This window comes from Lysinibacillus sp. NPDC056220 (assembly GCF_049315265.1).
GTDB classification, from domain to species: Bacteria; Bacillota; Bacilli; order Bacillales_A; family Planococcaceae; genus Lysinibacillus; species Lysinibacillus pinottii.
Window position 1 is genome coordinate 151,205 of sequence record NZ_JBMOXD010000002.1, and the last position, 15,822, is coordinate 167,026.

Genomic DNA, 15,822 nt, shown 5'->3' on the forward strand with positions numbered 1-15,822 from the left:
AAAATATATAGCAGTGTCTGTGTATCTGAAGTTCAACAGTGGTACATGAGTATTTGCTGGATTAAGAAAACGAGTAGGTAACTCCTGCTCGTTTTTTTATGTATACGTGTTGTGAGACTTAGGGTACTTCGGCTTTTCGTTGTACTTTTGGCATAAAATTGATACTATGAATGTAGTATGATAGAAAAGGGGTTGGCGTATCTTTGCTTCAAAAAAATAGTAAACTTGGTCTGACAATTGATGAAATTACAGTTGGCGAAAAGATCCATATCACTGAAAAGATTGAGGATAGGGATCTGTTGTTGTATTTGGGGCTCACGAATGATAGTAATCCACTATACATTCAACATGATTATGCGGCGATGACACCTTTTGAAAAACCGATTGTCCCGACCATCATGTTAAATGGTATTATTACATCAGCTGTGTCAAAGTATATTCCTGGACCAGGTGCACGAATTATTGAGCAACATTTAAAATATTTAGGTCCTCTCTATCATTATGAATTGTTTGATACGCTTTTAGAGGTAACAGCAGTTAATAAATACGAAAATACGATTACTGTGTCTGTTCACTCTTATAATGAGCAAAAGCAGCTTGTGATTGAAGGTATGTTGTTGGTGACACCACCACTTGCATTATAGACGTCTTGAGATTTGAAATGGGGGTTTCAAATCACTAACGGAGGCATTATATTATGACAAAAACGATATTAGTTATTGAAGATGAATTTTCAATCGCAACATTATTGAAATATAATTTAGAACAGGCTGGCTATTTAGTGGAAACAGCTGCGGATGGACAAGAAGGTCTGGAAAAAGCAATTGACATACAGCCTAATTTAATCCTGTTAGATTTGATGCTACCAAAACTAGATGGTATGGAAGTATGCAAACAAATACGTCAGCAGCGTATGAATACGCCCATTATTATGTTAACAGCAAAAGATGATGAATTTGATAAAGTACTTGGTCTAGAATTAGGTGCAGATGATTATATGACTAAACCCTTTAGTCCACGGGAAGTATTAGCACGAGTTAAGGCTGTTTTAAGACGTTTTACACAAAATGTTGTATCAGATGAGAAAGATGAGCCTCAAGAGAAAATGTTTGAGTTTGGGCAATTGCGTGTATTTCCAGAGCGCTTTGAAGTCTTTTTACAAGATGAAGCATTGGAGTTTACACCAAAGGAATTTGAATTACTCATTTACTTACTAGAAAATAAAAATCGTGTATTAACACGTGATCAGCTATTAAGCGCTGTATGGAAATACGATTTTGCTGGCGATACTCGAATTGTGGATGTTCATATTAGCCACCTTCGCGATAAAATAGAGGAAAATAGTCGTAAGCCAATGTTTATTAAAACAATTAGAGGGCTGGGCTATAAATTTGAGGAGCCGAAAACGTCATGAAATCAATGAGCAACCGCTTATTTTTGACATTCATGTTTTTACTTGGAACGATACTAGCTGTCCTAATGATTGTTATAGGTCAGCTTTTTCCTGTTTATATTAAGCAACACAATGAGGAAGCAAATACTCATAAACAAGCATTAATGACTCAAATAATAGATGAACGCAAGATTCAACTTTCACAGGAAGATCAAGAAGCATTAATTGCACCACTGAGCTTGGATCAAGAGGATTCTTTGACCTTTGTGCGGGCGAGGCTCTATATCATATTGGCAATTCTCTTCACTATCACACTGATTTTAATCGGAATTGTCAGTCGCTATATGATTCGAAATTTTACAGCACCAATCGATAATGTTACGGAAACGGCTCTTGAACTTGCAAAGGGGAACTATCGTGCACGTGCACAGGAAAATGAATATGAACGCATGATACCATTAAGTCATTCGATTAATATTTTAGCTCGTAATTTACAGGATATTACGACTGTCCGTGAAGTAGAAGAAGAGAGGCTGAAAACGTTAATCGAAAATATGGGCAGCTCTCTCATGATGATTGGGCGTGAAGGCAATATTTCAATCGTAAATCGCGTTTTTTTAGAGCGATTTGGTATGCAGATTGATGAAGTTCAGGGAAAGGTCTTCCGGACAATTGGTTTACCCAAATCATTAGAGCAGTTTATCGATCACGTATTTCTTACAGAGATGCCTTATCGACAGCAGATTAAAATGGAGATAAAGCAGGAGCTATATAATAAAGAAGTATATGGAGCACCTGTAATAGGGGACCATGGACGATGGCTAGGCGTTGTTATCGTTATGCATGATATAACGGAGCTTGTCCGTTTAGAGCAAATTCGCAAAGACTTTGTTGCCAATGTATCTCATGAATTGCGAACGCCGATTACCTCTATTAAAGGTTTTTCCGAAACTTTATTGGATGGAGCCTATAAAGACGAAAAAATGTTAATATCTTTCTTAGAAATTATTTATAAAGAAAGTAATCGTCTTCAAATGCTCATTCAGGATTTATTAGAGCTTTCTAAGATTGAGCAGCATGGCTTCACGGTTAACATTATGCCAATGGGCTTGCAGGATGTGCTGATTCGTGGAGCAGAGCTAACAGCGCCACGCTTAGATGAAAAAAATATGAGCTTTCAAGTGGATATTGACGGTGACGTACAAGTAATGGGAGATGCCAATCGTATTATTCAAATAGTGACGAATTTAATTACCAATGCGATCACCTATTCCCCAGAAAATACAACGGTGTCTATTCGTTTAAAGGAAAATGAAACATATGGCATTATTGAAATTGAAGATCAAGGAATCGGCATTGAAAAGCATGAAATTGCCCGCGTGTTTGAGCGCTTTTATCGTGTTGATCGCGCGAGAAGCAGAAATTCAGGCGGCACAGGTCTAGGCTTAGCGATTGTAAAGCATCTTGTTGAGGCACATCATGGACGTATTCAAGTAGAAAGTGAAGTTGGAGTAGGGACAACAATGATTGTGATGATTCCGAAAAATTAACAAATCCTTTACATGAACAAAATGTTACATTCATATTTGGGGACTATACTTGTCAGTAGAAACCCCCTTATATGATTGTTAAGACTATAACCTAAAAAATCACTCACTATCTTTGTGTTGGGGGATTTTTTAATAACTGCTTTATTTTTCACTACAGGAGAATCTATTGTCTAATGATTAGGCACTAGATTCTTTTTTCTGTTTTACAGAGAGGGTAAATAGGTGTAAAGTATAGTAGCATAAAAGTTTAACATCAATCCATTGTAGATTGTTTGTCAAATTACAGCTTGAACAGTCAGTGAAAGCATAACTTCTTTTCATTTGAATCGTGTTTTCTGACTGTTGAAGCAGAGAAAAAAATGAGAGAAGGATGACCATGAAAATCGTCAAAAGTATCGTGCAAATTGGCTTTCTTTATTTCCTTTTATTGATTGGAAATAGTATTGCACGCCTACTTCACTTGCCGATTCCAGGGAGCATAATAGGACTCGTTCTATTATTTTTACTTTTACAGTTTCATATTATCAAGCTTGAATGGATTGAGCTAGGGGCAGCATTATTACTAAGTGAACTTTTACTCTTCTTCATCCCATCTGCTATTGGTGTCATCGATTATGATGCATTATTCGGTGTCCAAGGCATGAAGGTTGTATTGGTCATTGTTGGAAGCGCGATTATTGTGATGTTTGTAACGGGCTATACGGCACAATGGCTAGAACATCGAAAGAAGGGTGATACGGTATGAGTTTTGGGATAGCCGGTATTAGCTTACTTGGAACAATTATTCTTTTTTATATTTGTAAAATGATTTATAAGAAATATAAAAAAGAATGGCTGACACCGATGCTGGTGACGCCAATTGTCATTATTATCTTATTATTACTAACAGGTATACCATATAAATCTTATAATGCAGGAGCCAGTGTTTTAACAAATTTACTAGGACCAGCAACAGTTGCTTTTGCGGTTCCTATCTATAAAAACATCAATTTATTAAAAAAACATGCCTTCGAAATATTTATAAGTATTGCGGTTGGTTCAACAGTTGCTATTATTTCATCTTTTATTATGGCCATAGTAGTAGGGTTAAACAATGAGCTTGTGCATAGTTTAGTGCCACGTTCAGTGACAACACCTATTGCAATGGACATTTCAAATATGATTGGGGGCTCCCCTACTCTAACAGCTGTCTTTGTTATGACGACAGGCATTTTAGGAAGCCTATTAGCACCTATCGTTATTAAAATATGTCGATTCCACAACCCATCGTCTAGAGGCTTAATGTTAGGAATGGGCGCACATGGGGCAGGTACATCAAGAGCTTTTGAATTTGGTGAACTAGAAGGAACATTTGCCAGCTTAGCAATGATTGTGGCTGCTTTAATTAGCATTGTATTAACCACAACCATTTTCCCAGTCTTTGAACATCTAGTTATTAATATCCTGTTACCATAAAAGGTAGCAGGATTTTTTTATGCTAAATTCACTATATTTTGAAACTTTTTATAAGACTTTCCCGTAAACATAAGTAAATAATAAAAGGGAGGAATAGACATGAGTGTGAAAAGGACACTAATGATGGTTGGACTTGGGATTTTTGGAGTTATTGCACTTATTACCGTATTTACATCTTGGTACACTGTAGATGAATCAGAACAAGCGGTTGTCATTACATTTGGTCGTGCCGATGAAATGGTTACAAACCCAGGACTACATTTTAAATTACCTTGGCCAGTTCAATCAGTTGAAATTTTATCGAAAGAAACGTTCAGTTTACAGTTTGGCTATAAGCAAAATAAGGCAGGAGAGCTAGAGGCCTATGATGCTGAGACAAAGATGATTACAGGCGATGAATATATTGTATTAACTGACCTTGTTGTACAATGGAAAATTACTGATCCTCGTAAATTTTTATTTAACGCGCAAAGCCCCGAAGAAATTTTACATAGCGCCACATCAAGCGCCATTCGTTCAATTATTGGTAGCTCTACAATTGATGCAGCATTAACAGATGGGAAGGCTGAAATTGAAGCAAAAACACGCGATTTACTAGTGTCCTTAATCGAAAAATATGATATTGGTATTGGCGTATTAGGTGTGAAGTTGCAAGATGTTGAATTACCGAACAAGGAAGTGCGAGCTGCCTTTACAGCAGTAACAGATGCACGTGAAACAAAGAATACAAAAACGAATGAGGCACAAAAGTATATGAATCAGCGTAAAAGTGAAGCTGAGGGTGAAAAAGATGCTATTATTTCCAAGGCACAAGGTGCAAAAACAGCCCGTATTGAGCAAGCTCAAGGTGATGTAGCTGTCTTTAATAAGATGTATGAGCAATATAAGGGGAATCAACAAATTACACGAGAACGATTAATTTTAGAGACACTTGAAAATGTTTTACCGAAGGCGCAAATATATATTATGAATGATGATGGTAGTACAATGAAGTACTTACCGCTACAGCCATTACAGCCTCAGCAGCCACAAACAGATAAAAAAGAAGGGAGTGGGAATTAATGGACCAAAAAAATAAGGACCTTGACAAATTCCTCAATTTTTTATCAGGAAAAAGTAAAAAAAAGGCTCCAACAGACGGTAACTCGGGAGACAATGTCGTGAAAATGGAGAAAAAAGGCACGCTCAATCCTAAAAAATATCTGTCTCTTGCCATTACATTAACAATTGTCTTTGCGGCAGCCCTTACTATCTTTGCTAATGTTTATATTGTAAAGGAATCTGAGTATGCCGTTGTTCGCCAGTTTGGAGAGGTAGTAAAATTTGAACGAAATCCAGGCTTAAAAATGAAAATTCCTTTTATTCAAAGTGTTACACGATTACCAAAAAATCAGATGACCTATAATATTTCAGAAGAAGAAATTAATACAAAGGATAAGAAACGAATTATCATCGATAACTATGCTGTTTGGCGTATTACGGATCCAAAAGCTTTAATATCGAATGCAGGTACACTTAGTAAGGCAGAGACTCGAATGGAGGAGTTTATTTACTCAGTAATTAGAACAGAGCTAGGGCAACTACGATACGATGAAATTATTAATGATGAAAATTCCTCACGAGGAAGCATCAACGATCGTGTAACAGAGCGAGTTAATGAATTGTTACAAAACGACAAATATGGCGTAGAAGTAGTGGATGTACGTATTCGTCGTACAGACTTACCCGCTGAAAATGAACAATCTGTATTTACCCGTATGATTTCAGAGCGTGAATCAACGGCTCAATTATATCTTTCTGAGGGGGATGCAGATAAACGACGTATCGAAGCGCAAACTGATCAACAGGTGCAGGCAATGTTAGCTACAGCGAATAAGGAGGCATCCATTATTCAAGCTGAGGGAGAAGCAGAAGCTGCAAAAATATACAATAAATCATTTTCTCAAGATCCTGAATTTTACTCCCTATACCGCACGCTAGAATCCTATAAGAAAACGGTTGGAGAGGATACGGTCATTATTTTGCCAGCGTCATCACCTTATGCGAAAATTTTATCTGGTTATTTAAAATAATAGATAGTAAAGTCGTCTCTCCTATTAGGAGGGCGACTTTTTTAAAATATGAAAATTATAAGTATCCATACAATTGGATTGTTATATTGTGAAAATAATAGAAACTTACAAATTTCTATTCCCCAACCGCCTATAATTTGATAGAATAATAATGTTTAAAAAAGAACTGTTGGGGGTAATAGTTGTGAAATTAAGAATTAGCACATGGCTCCAAAATGTAGGAATTGCTTGTAGTATAGCGTCGTTATTGACTCTTTTTTTCCGCCTATCTGATTTTGCATGGATGACAAAGAGTGTTTATCATATACCTGTATTTTTTGTCAGTATCTTTTTAGTGAGTATTATTATTGCGAATGATGTAAGAAATCTGTTTAAAAAGTTGTTTTGGTATGAAAAACGGAAGGTCAAGCGTCCTATATGGCAAGTCGGTATTGGCTTTATTTTCTTTTTAGCACAAATTAGTGCTGTGATGGTATTTAGTAAAGAGTTAACACAGCCACAGCTGGGTGGAATGCCATTATTTTTAGTATTTGCCTTTATGAATGCATTTATCTTAACGATTATATATGAAGAAATTTTTTATCGAACAGCTAATCAATAAATCCATTATAGAACTTTCATTCACAGGAGTTTTCTCCACGAATGAAAGTTTTTTACGTTTTTTGCATTGAATACGTAGAATCATCTACCCTGTTAATATGGAAATAATTAACTTTATTTACTGTTCAGAGAAGGTCGATAACTGAACGCATTCTATTTTGTATGATCAGTAAAATTTCACTGATTGGCTTGTCGCTATAGATTGAAATCCAGAAGTAATGGATAGGATTTTAAAAGTGACGGGTAAAACCAAGAGAATGACGGATAGCGACTCGAAAGTAGCGAATATCCAAGGGGATGACCGTCTGCTTTTTTTTACTTGAAATGTATTGTTATGATAAAGTAGAAGGAAGTAGAAGACAACGCAGGAGGATCATATTATGACAAAAGAAAAATTACTATTATTGGACGGTAATAGTTTAGCATATCGCGCGTTTTTTGCGTTGCCATTGTTGACGAATGATAGTGGTATTCATACAAATGCTGTATACGGCTTTACAACAATGCTACAAAGAATATTAGAGGAAGAACAACCAACGAAAATTTTAGTGGCTTTTGATGCAGGAAAAACAACTTTCCGTCATGAAACCTTTACAGAATATAAAGGTGGACGACAAAAGACTCCACCAGAATTATCGGAGCAATTCCCTTATATACGAAAGCTAATTGATGCTTATGGAATAAAACAATACGAGCAAGATTTATATGAAGCGGATGATATTATCGGGACGCTGGCGAAAGAAGCTTCATCACAGGATATGGATGTGATTATCGTTTCTGGTGACCGTGATTTAACACAGCTTGCGACGGAGCAAGTAACAGTTTATATAACGAAAAAGGGGATTACAGAAATTGAGAGAAATACTCCGGCCTTTATTGCAGAAAAGTACGGTTTAACGCCGCTACAGATTATTGATATGAAAGGCTTAATGGGTGATTCTTCAGATAATATTCCTGGTGTGCCAGGTGTTGGTGAAAAGACTGCCGTCAAACTATTAAAAGAGCATGGCTCCGTTGAGGCACTTTATGAGGCGATGGATACATTGAAAGCTTCTAAAATGAAAGAAAAGCTGGTAGCCAATGAAGAGCAGGCTATTATGAGTAAGAAACTGGCAACGATTTATACAGATGCACCAATTACCATTTCACTAACTGATCTCGCTTACAACGGACCAAATGAAGAAGAATTAATGAATGTATGGCGTGAGCTGGGCTTTAAATCACTGCTCGAGAAAAGTGATTTTACTGTGCAAGAGCAAGAGCAAACACCTTTTGATTTTGAACAAGTTCAAGAAGTACGCCAAGAAGACTTACAAGATGTGATGGCTGTGCATGTGGAGCTAGAGAATGAACATTACCACACTTGTGCGCTACTAGGGATGGCATTATCTGATGGAACAAAGACTCAATACATTCCTTTTGAGATTGCGGCAAAATCAGATATACTACGTCGCTGGTTAGAGGATTCATCAATAATAAAATATATGTCTGATTCCAAAGCGTCTAAAGCGGCATTAAAACGAGCAGGTATTCAATTAGCTGGCGTTGATTTTGATTTAGTGCTTGCTTCGTATATTAATAATCCCGGACTTAGTGGAGATGATGTTGCCACTCTTGCAAGAGAGCTTGGGTATTATGATGTACAAGCAGATGAAACGGTCTATGGAAAGGGAGCCAAACGTGCTGTACCTGAAATAGATAAGCTTGCTCAGCATGTTAGCCGAAAAGCCTATGCTGTATGGTCATTACAGCCGAAGCTAGAGGCATTATTAAAAGAAAATGAACAATTTGACCTTTATAAAGAGTTGGAATTGCCTCTGGCAGCCATTTTAGGTGAGATGGAAAGTGAAGGCATTACTGTTAACCGTGCCACGCTAGAAAAAATGGGACAAGAGCTTAACGATAAGCTTGTCGTACTTGAACAAGAAATTTATGCGGAGGCAGGAGAAACCTTCAATATTAATTCACCAAAACAATTAGGTGTTATTTTATTCGATAAATTGGGCTTACCTGTTATTAAAAAAACGAAGACGGGCTATTCGACGGCTGCTGATGTATTAGAAAAGTTAAAATCAGAGCATGCCATTATTGAATATATTCTGTTATATCGTCAGCTTGGTAAATTACAATCTACTTATATTGAAGGGTTGCTAAAGGAAATACATGAAAAGGATAGCAAGGTGCATACTCGTTTCCAACAAGCTCTAACCGCTACAGGACGACTAAGCTCGACAGATCCAAATTTACAAAACATCCCTATCCGTTTAGAGGAGGGACGTAAAATCCGTCAAGCATTTGTCCCTTCAAAAGAGGATTGGATCCTGTTTTCTGCGGATTATTCGCAAATCGAATTACGTGTACTCGCTCATATGTCGGAAGATAAAAACCTTGTAGAGGCCTTCCGTGAAGGGATGGATGTTCATACACGAACAGCGATGGATGTATTCCATGTATCCGAAGAAGAAGTTGATAGTAATATGCGTCGTGCAGCAAAGGCTGTGAACTTTGGGATTGTTTATGGAATCAGTGATTATGGTCTATCACAAAATCTAGATATTACCCGTAAGGAAGCGGCAACTTTTATTGAGAAATATTTCGCTAGTTTCCCAGGCGTCAAACAGTATATGGATGATATTGTGCAAAATGCGAAGTTCAATGGCTATGTCACAACGATTTTAAATAGACGTCGGTATTTACCAGATATCACAAGCTCGAACTTTAATTTAAGAAGTTTTGCTGAGCGTACGGCTATGAATACCCCGATTCAGGGAAGTGCTGCGGATATTATTAAAAAAGCAATGATTGATATGGATGCTCGACTAAAAAAGGAAAATATGCAGGCAAAGCTACTCTTACAAGTGCATGATGAATTAATCTTTGAAGCACCTAAGGAAGAGATTGCGATGTTAGAAAAAATTGTACCAGAGGTAATGGAAAATGCGATTGAGCTTTCCGTACCGCTAAAAGTAGATTTTAACCATGGTTCGACATGGTATGAAGCAAAATAAGGAGGGGTTCAAATGCCTGAGTTACCAGAGGTAGAAGGTGTCGTCCAGGCATTGAAGCCAAAGGTTGAAGGACGTACAATTCAACATGTTCAGCTATCTGAAAGGGTACACTTTTCTTTTAGTGAGGGGAAACAATGTATTGTTAAACAAGCGGAGCCTGATGCATTTGAATTAACATTGTCTGAAATGACGATTACAAAAATTGAACGACGTGCGAAATATATTTTCTTTCATTTATTGAAAGATGAGGTTCCTTATGTTCTTGTTAGTCACTTAGGAATGACAGGTGCATGGTTTGTTGTAAATTCACCAGAAGACATCAATGAAGCCAAATTCCAAAAGCATATACATGCAACATTTAAGATGGCTGATGGTGGTTACTTAATTTATTCAGATATACGACGTTTTGGTGAACTACGATTTTTGGCAAAAATTGAAGATCATATACCATTAACAAAAATGGCACCAGAGCCCTTTGATGAATTAGCGTGTGAATTTTTTATAACAAAATCTACATTACCGAAATATGCGAATAAGGCCGTAAAAGAAGTGATTATGGATGGTCAAGTCATTTCGGGTTGTGGCAATATTTATGCAACGGAGGCGCTATTCGCTCAGAAAATTCATCCTGCACGAAAAATGAACCGCATAAGTGAGAAGCGCAAACGAGCATTATTTGAGGAGATCGTTGCTGTTTTACGTCAAAGTATTGAAGCAGGTGGTTCAACTATCTCTGATTATCGAAATATTAATGGGGAAGCTGGGAGCATGCAGAATCGTTTGAAAATGTATGGGAAAAAAATATGCCCCGCCTGTGAAACAGCAACAAGTCAAATGACGATTGGTGGGCGGACGTCGTCTTTTTGCCCAAATTGTCAACATTAAAGGGGATTTAACAATGATTATCGGACTTACAGGAAGTATTGCAAGCGGAAAAAGTACAGTAGCAAAAATGATGCTCGAACTAGGATTACCGATTGTGGATGCAGACATTGTAGCGCGAGATGTTGTCGAACCAGGAACGGAGACATTGGCATTTATTGCAGAAAACTTCGGCCAAGATATTTTACTAGAGGATGGCAATTTGAATCGGACAATGCTTGGAAATATTATTTTTCATGAGCCAGCCAAACGAAAAATTTTAAATGATATTATGCATCCGGCGATTAGAAAGGAAATGCTACGTCAACGGGATGCCTATTTAGAGGGCGGTCATGAACATGTTGTCATGGATATTCCCCTGTTATTTGAAAGTAAGCTTCAGCATTTTGTAGAGCGTATCATTGTAGTGTCGGTAAGTGAAGAGGTTCAGCTTCGACGTTTAATGGAACGCAATCATTTAACAAAAGAGGATGCCTTGGCGCGCATGCATTCACAGTTGCCTATGTCTGTGAAAGAAAAGGGAGCTCATGCAGTCATTTATAATAATGAGAATCTGGAAAATACAGAGGAACAATTAAAGAAAATTCTAGCTTTCTGGGGTGTAATTTAAATGGCTTCAGACTAAAAATGTGTAGCAAGTACATCTTGCTACACATTTTTTTATGGGTGAATGCCATAATAAGAGATAATTTTTCAGAAAATAAGAACTTTAATAATATGAGTATATAATGTTCATCTTTTTTAAAATTGTGTTATACTAATCACCATAAAGTATATAATTAATCTGAGTATGTACTCACAGGAGGATTTTTAAATGACAGTATCAATTGCTATTAATGGTTTCGGACGTATCGGACGTATGGTTTTCCGCCAAGCGATCGTACAAGAAAATTTAAATATTGTTGCTATTAACGCTAGCTATCCAGCAGAAACGTTAGCACATTTGATTAAGTATGACACAAATCACGGAACATTTGAAGGTACAGTAGAACCAGCAGGCGATGCTTTAGTTGTAAATGGCAAACGAGTTCAAATTATTAGCGAACGCGACCCATTAAAATTACCTTGGGCTACAATGGGTGTTGATATCGTTATAGAAGCTACAGGTAAATTTAATGAACGTGACAAAGCAGCAATGCACTTAGAGGCTGGCGCGAAAAAAGTTATCTTAACAGCACCTGGTAAAAACGAAGATGTAACAATTGTTTTAGGTGTTAATGATGACAAACTTGATATTGCTAAACATGATGTAATTTCAAACGCTTCTTGTACAACAAACTGCTTAGCACCAGTAGCAAAAGTATTAAATGATACATTTGGTATTGAAAATGGTTTGATGACAACTGTTCATGCTTATACAAACGATCAAAAGAACTTAGATAATCCACATAAAGATTTACGTCGTGCACGTGGGTGCGCACAATCAATTATTCCTACATCTACAGGTGCTGCCAAAGCATTAAAATTAGTTCTACCTGAATTAGAAGGTAAAATTCATGGTATGGCACTTCGCGTTCCAACACCAAATGTTTCTTTAGTGGACCTTGTAGTAGATTTAAATACAGATGTAACAGTTGATGCTGTTAATGCAGCTTTTGTAAAAGCTGCAACAGAAGGTCCAATGAAAGGTATTTTAAATTTCTCAGTTGAACCACTAGTATCTTCTGATTACAACACAACGACTTACTCATCAACAGTTGATGGGCTTTCCACAATGGTATTAGGTAACCGTAAAGTGAAAGTACTTGCTTGGTATGACAATGAATGGGGTTACTCTGCGCGTGTTGTGGACCTAGTGAAAAAAGTAGCTAATGCATTAGAAACAGTTAACGCATAATAATATTTTTATCTTGAGCACATTGAAATCTAACGGGTTTCAATGTGCTTTTTTTAAAAAACTTTCCTTGTACTTTAGGTGCTTTAGGTTTATCATGAGCTCACTACGTGAATGCACTTTTCTTATATGTAGGAAATTTGTTATAATAGAAATATTAAATTGTTGTAAACCAGGAGAGTAATTATATGAGATGTCCATCTTGCCAATTTAACGGAACGCGTGTTGTGGATTCGAGGCCAGTAGATGATAACAAAGAAATTCGTAGACGTCGTGAATGTGAGTCATGTGGCTTCCGTTTTACAACGTTTGAAAAAATTGAAGAGACCCCATTAGTTGTAGTGAAAAAAGAAGGTTCACGAGAGGAATTTAGCCGTGAAAAGGTACTTCGTGGCCTTATTCGTGCCTGTGAGAAACGCCCAGTTGCGCTTGATATACTGGAGCAACTTGTCCTATCAATTGAAAAAGATCTTCGTCGTATTGGAAATTCGGAGGTACGCTCAGAAGATGTCGGTGAATTGGTCATGGATCGCTTAGCCAAAATTGATGAGGTGGCGTATGTCCGTTTTGCATCGGTCTACCGACAGTTTAAAGATATCAATGTCTTTATCGAGGAGATTAAAGATATTATTCAACGTCAAACGGAGCAGAAATCATAGAAAATAGAGAGGATGAATGACGTTGATTCATTTATATAAGGAATTGCAGCCTGGCGATCCTTTTGACATTCGTCTACCTCATGCATTTTCTACTCAAGAGCGTCAATTAGTAACATTATTCTATCAACCGTTAACGGGCTCAGACCCCATCAGCCTATACTTAACTTTATGGGCTGAAGCAGAGCAGATACCAAAGCAGCAAATGACACATTATTATTTAATGAATGTGCTTGGTCTGCCCATTGGTAAAGTGTTTGAGGCACGAATAGCCCTTGAAGCGATTGGTTTACTACGTACATGGAAAAAAGAAAATGCTGGTGAGCGGAGTTTTTTATATGAGCTACAGCGTCCATTAGATGCAGAAAGCTTTATGAAAGACCCGTTGTTGTCGATGTTTTTATTTAGCAAAATTGGAGAGCAGGCATATCGTAATTTGCGTCAACGTTTTATATCCCCTGTAAGGGACGCGGAGTTAAAGGATGTATCTCGTGCCTTTATAGATGTCTATAAGCCCGTTCATTCCAATATTCCATCAGATTTACAAGTGGATACGAATCGTAAGGATAAACAACAAAGGGTGTATCCTTTTTATTTGGAGCAATTTGACTTCGATTTGTTACAAGCAGGGTTATCCGAGCAATTGGTACCGTCTAGTTTACTGACATTAGAAGTTCGTGAGGCTATCGCAAAGCTAGCATTTTTATATCATTTAACAGCGCTCGATATGCAAAAAGTGGTGATTCTTGCTTTAGACGATGATTTAGGAATTTCTCAAGAGCGCTTACGCAAGGCAGCTGCTGATTTCTATAAGTTAACTGTGTCAAAAGAGCCGCCCAAAATAGCGAGAGTTAGCGAACAGTTGCCATTAGAAGAAACGGGACAAAAAACGAAGGATCAGGAGCTACAGCACTATTTAGAGACTACAGCTCCTATTCAAGTGTTACGTGACATTAATAATGGAAAAGAACCTTTGCAAACCTCTGTACAACTTGCGGAAAGTTTGATTGTACAGCATGGCATGCCGGTTGGGGTAGTCAATGCTTTGCTAGAGTATGTTATGTTAACAACGGATATGAAGTTACCTAAAAAATATGTGGAAACGATTGCGGATCATTGGGTTCGTAAAAATATTCAAACCGCTAAAGAAGCAATGGAACTTGCACGCCAAGAGCATGATAAATATACAACTTGGAAAAATAAACCTCAAACGACCACTAAAACGAGTCAGCGTGTTAAGGGACGTTCAGGACATCAACGAGAAGAAAAAGTCCCTGAGTGGTTTTATAAACGTGATGAGAAACAAGAGGAAAGTACTTCTAGCACGATAGATTTTGAAAAAGAACGTCAAAAAATATTAGAAATGCTAGGGAAAAGTGAATAGTAAAGAAGGTGAACAACAATCGAACCAATAAATGGACCATTAAAACGAGCTATTAATGTACCCTCGTTTCAAGAACGCTATGAAGCTATGCGACGTGAAATTTTAGATAATCCCCGAGTACAGGAATTTCTTGCACGTCATGCAGATGAATTAAGCTATGATAATATCGAACGAAATTTACCTAAGCTGCATGAATTTATTAGTCAATCTACGGAATGTTGTGGTTGTGATAACACAGAACATTGTACAAACTATTTAAAAGGCTTCCTCCCTACTCTAAGGGTAGTTCGGAATACAGTTGAAATTGATTATGTACGCTGTGAGCAAAAGATCAGGGAAGAAGAGCGTCGGGATGTCGCGAATATGATTGCAAGTATGCATATGCCAAAAGATGTGCTTCAAGCAACTATTCAAGATTTAAGTATCGATGATGAGTCTCGGGTGATGATTGCCCAAAAAGCAGCACAATTTGTAAAAGCGACAAAAGAATCAGGTCATTTACCATCAAAGGGTTTTTACTTATACGGTAAATTCGGCGTGGGGAAGTCTTTTGTGCTTGGTGCAATCGCCAATGAGCTAGCGTCTATTAAAATACGTTCAGTGGTTGTCTTCGTGCCAGAATTTTTACGGGAAATGAAAAATGCTATTGGCGATAATACATTGAATGAAAAAATAGATTATATTAAAAAGGCACCTGTTTTAATGCTCGATGATTTAGGTGCAGAAACAATGACCGCCTGGACACGGGATGAAATTTTAGGGACTATTTTCCATTATCGTATGGCGGAACAATTGCCAACGTTTATTACATCAAATTTTAATTATGGAGAATTAGAGCACCATTTAGCTCAATCACAAAAAGGTGATATTGAGGTTGTTAAGGCAGGCCGTATAATGGAGCGTATTAAAGCCTTGACAGAGCCAATTGAAATGCGTGGCAATAACCGTAGGATGTAACATTGGTAGTTGCATTTTTCGACAATCGAGC

General features: G+C 37.4%; 15 protein-coding genes. All 15 read left to right on the plus strand.

The annotated features are described in order from the left end of the window. Positions 1-203 precede the first annotated feature (203 nt). The 15 genes from ACOZBY_RS05750 to dnaI all read left to right on the plus strand — a co-directional run bounded on the left by ACOZBY_RS05750 (position 204) and on the right by dnaI (position 15,791). Positions 204-644, plus strand: a complete 441-nt coding sequence (locus ACOZBY_RS05750; protein ID WP_008176852.1) for a MaoC/PaaZ C-terminal domain-containing protein — start codon at positions 204-206, stop codon at positions 642-644. Between the two features lie 53 nt (positions 645-697). Continuing rightward, a complete protein-coding gene (locus ACOZBY_RS05755) occupies positions 698-1,414 on the plus strand; it encodes a response regulator transcription factor (RefSeq protein WP_012295616.1) in 717 nt (238 codons plus the stop codon). Beyond that, the gene (pnpS, locus tag ACOZBY_RS05760) at positions 1,411-2,943 is read left to right on the plus strand and encodes a two-component system histidine kinase PnpS (RefSeq protein ID WP_031418633.1); all 1,533 of its coding nucleotides are present in this window, start codon (positions 1,411-1,413) and stop codon (positions 2,941-2,943) included. The genes ACOZBY_RS05755 and pnpS overlap by 4 nt, the downstream gene beginning before the upstream one ends. A 376-nt stretch (positions 2,944-3,319) precedes the next feature. After that, entirely contained in the window at positions 3,320-3,688 is a 369-nt protein-coding gene (locus ACOZBY_RS05765; protein ID WP_036162295.1) for a CidA/LrgA family holin-like protein, read from the plus strand. Next, positions 3,685-4,398: an LrgB family protein gene (locus tag ACOZBY_RS05770; RefSeq protein ID WP_036217401.1), complete on the plus strand. Its 714-nt coding sequence runs from the start codon at positions 3,685-3,687 to the stop codon at positions 4,396-4,398. Before ACOZBY_RS05765 ends, ACOZBY_RS05770 begins: the two co-directional genes overlap by 4 nt. A gap of 99 nt (positions 4,399-4,497) precedes the next feature. Beyond that, positions 4,498-5,460, plus strand: coding sequence for an FtsH protease activity modulator HflK (gene hflK, locus ACOZBY_RS05775; RefSeq protein WP_031418636.1), 963 nt, complete (start codon positions 4,498-4,500; stop codon positions 5,458-5,460). Then, positions 5,460-6,470: a protease modulator HflC gene (gene hflC, locus ACOZBY_RS05780; RefSeq protein ID WP_422761750.1), complete on the plus strand. Its 1,011-nt coding sequence runs from the start codon at positions 5,460-5,462 to the stop codon at positions 6,468-6,470. Before hflK ends, hflC begins: the two co-directional genes overlap by 1 nt. A gap of 184 nt (positions 6,471-6,654) precedes the next feature. Further along, positions 6,655-7,071, plus strand: coding sequence for a hypothetical protein (locus ACOZBY_RS05785; RefSeq protein ID WP_031418637.1), 417 nt, complete (start codon positions 6,655-6,657; stop codon positions 7,069-7,071). 379 nt (positions 7,072-7,450) lie between these two features. After that, positions 7,451-10,078: a DNA polymerase I gene (gene polA, locus ACOZBY_RS05790; protein WP_422761752.1), complete on the plus strand. Its 2,628-nt coding sequence runs from the start codon at positions 7,451-7,453 to the stop codon at positions 10,076-10,078. Positions 10,079-10,090: 12 nt separating this feature from the next. Beyond that, entirely contained in the window at positions 10,091-10,963 is an 873-nt protein-coding gene (gene mutM / locus ACOZBY_RS05795; protein ID WP_012295608.1) for a bifunctional DNA-formamidopyrimidine glycosylase/DNA-(apurinic or apyrimidinic site) lyase, read from the plus strand. Between the two features lie 13 nt (positions 10,964-10,976). After that, positions 10,977-11,570: a dephospho-CoA kinase gene (gene coaE / locus ACOZBY_RS05800; RefSeq protein ID WP_031418638.1), complete on the plus strand. Its 594-nt coding sequence runs from the start codon at positions 10,977-10,979 to the stop codon at positions 11,568-11,570. A 204-nt stretch (positions 11,571-11,774) separates the two neighbouring features. Continuing rightward, positions 11,775-12,797, plus strand: coding sequence for a glyceraldehyde-3-phosphate dehydrogenase (locus ACOZBY_RS05805; protein ID WP_008176871.1), 1,023 nt, complete (start codon positions 11,775-11,777; stop codon positions 12,795-12,797). Positions 12,798-12,982: 185 nt separating this feature from the next. Continuing rightward, positions 12,983-13,453 (plus strand): transcriptional regulator NrdR, encoded by a 471-nt coding sequence (nrdR, locus tag ACOZBY_RS05810; RefSeq protein ID WP_008176873.1) that lies wholly within the window; start codon positions 12,983-12,985, stop codon positions 13,451-13,453. A gap of 16 nt (positions 13,454-13,469) precedes the next feature. Continuing rightward, positions 13,470-14,834: a replication initiation and membrane attachment family protein gene (locus tag ACOZBY_RS05815; protein WP_036162294.1), complete on the plus strand. Its 1,365-nt coding sequence runs from the start codon at positions 13,470-13,472 to the stop codon at positions 14,832-14,834. A gap of 27 nt (positions 14,835-14,861) precedes the next feature. After that, positions 14,862-15,791, plus strand: coding sequence for a primosomal protein DnaI (gene dnaI / locus ACOZBY_RS05820; RefSeq protein ID WP_257216206.1), 930 nt, complete (start codon positions 14,862-14,864; stop codon positions 15,789-15,791). Positions 15,792-15,822: the final 31 nt, after the last annotated feature.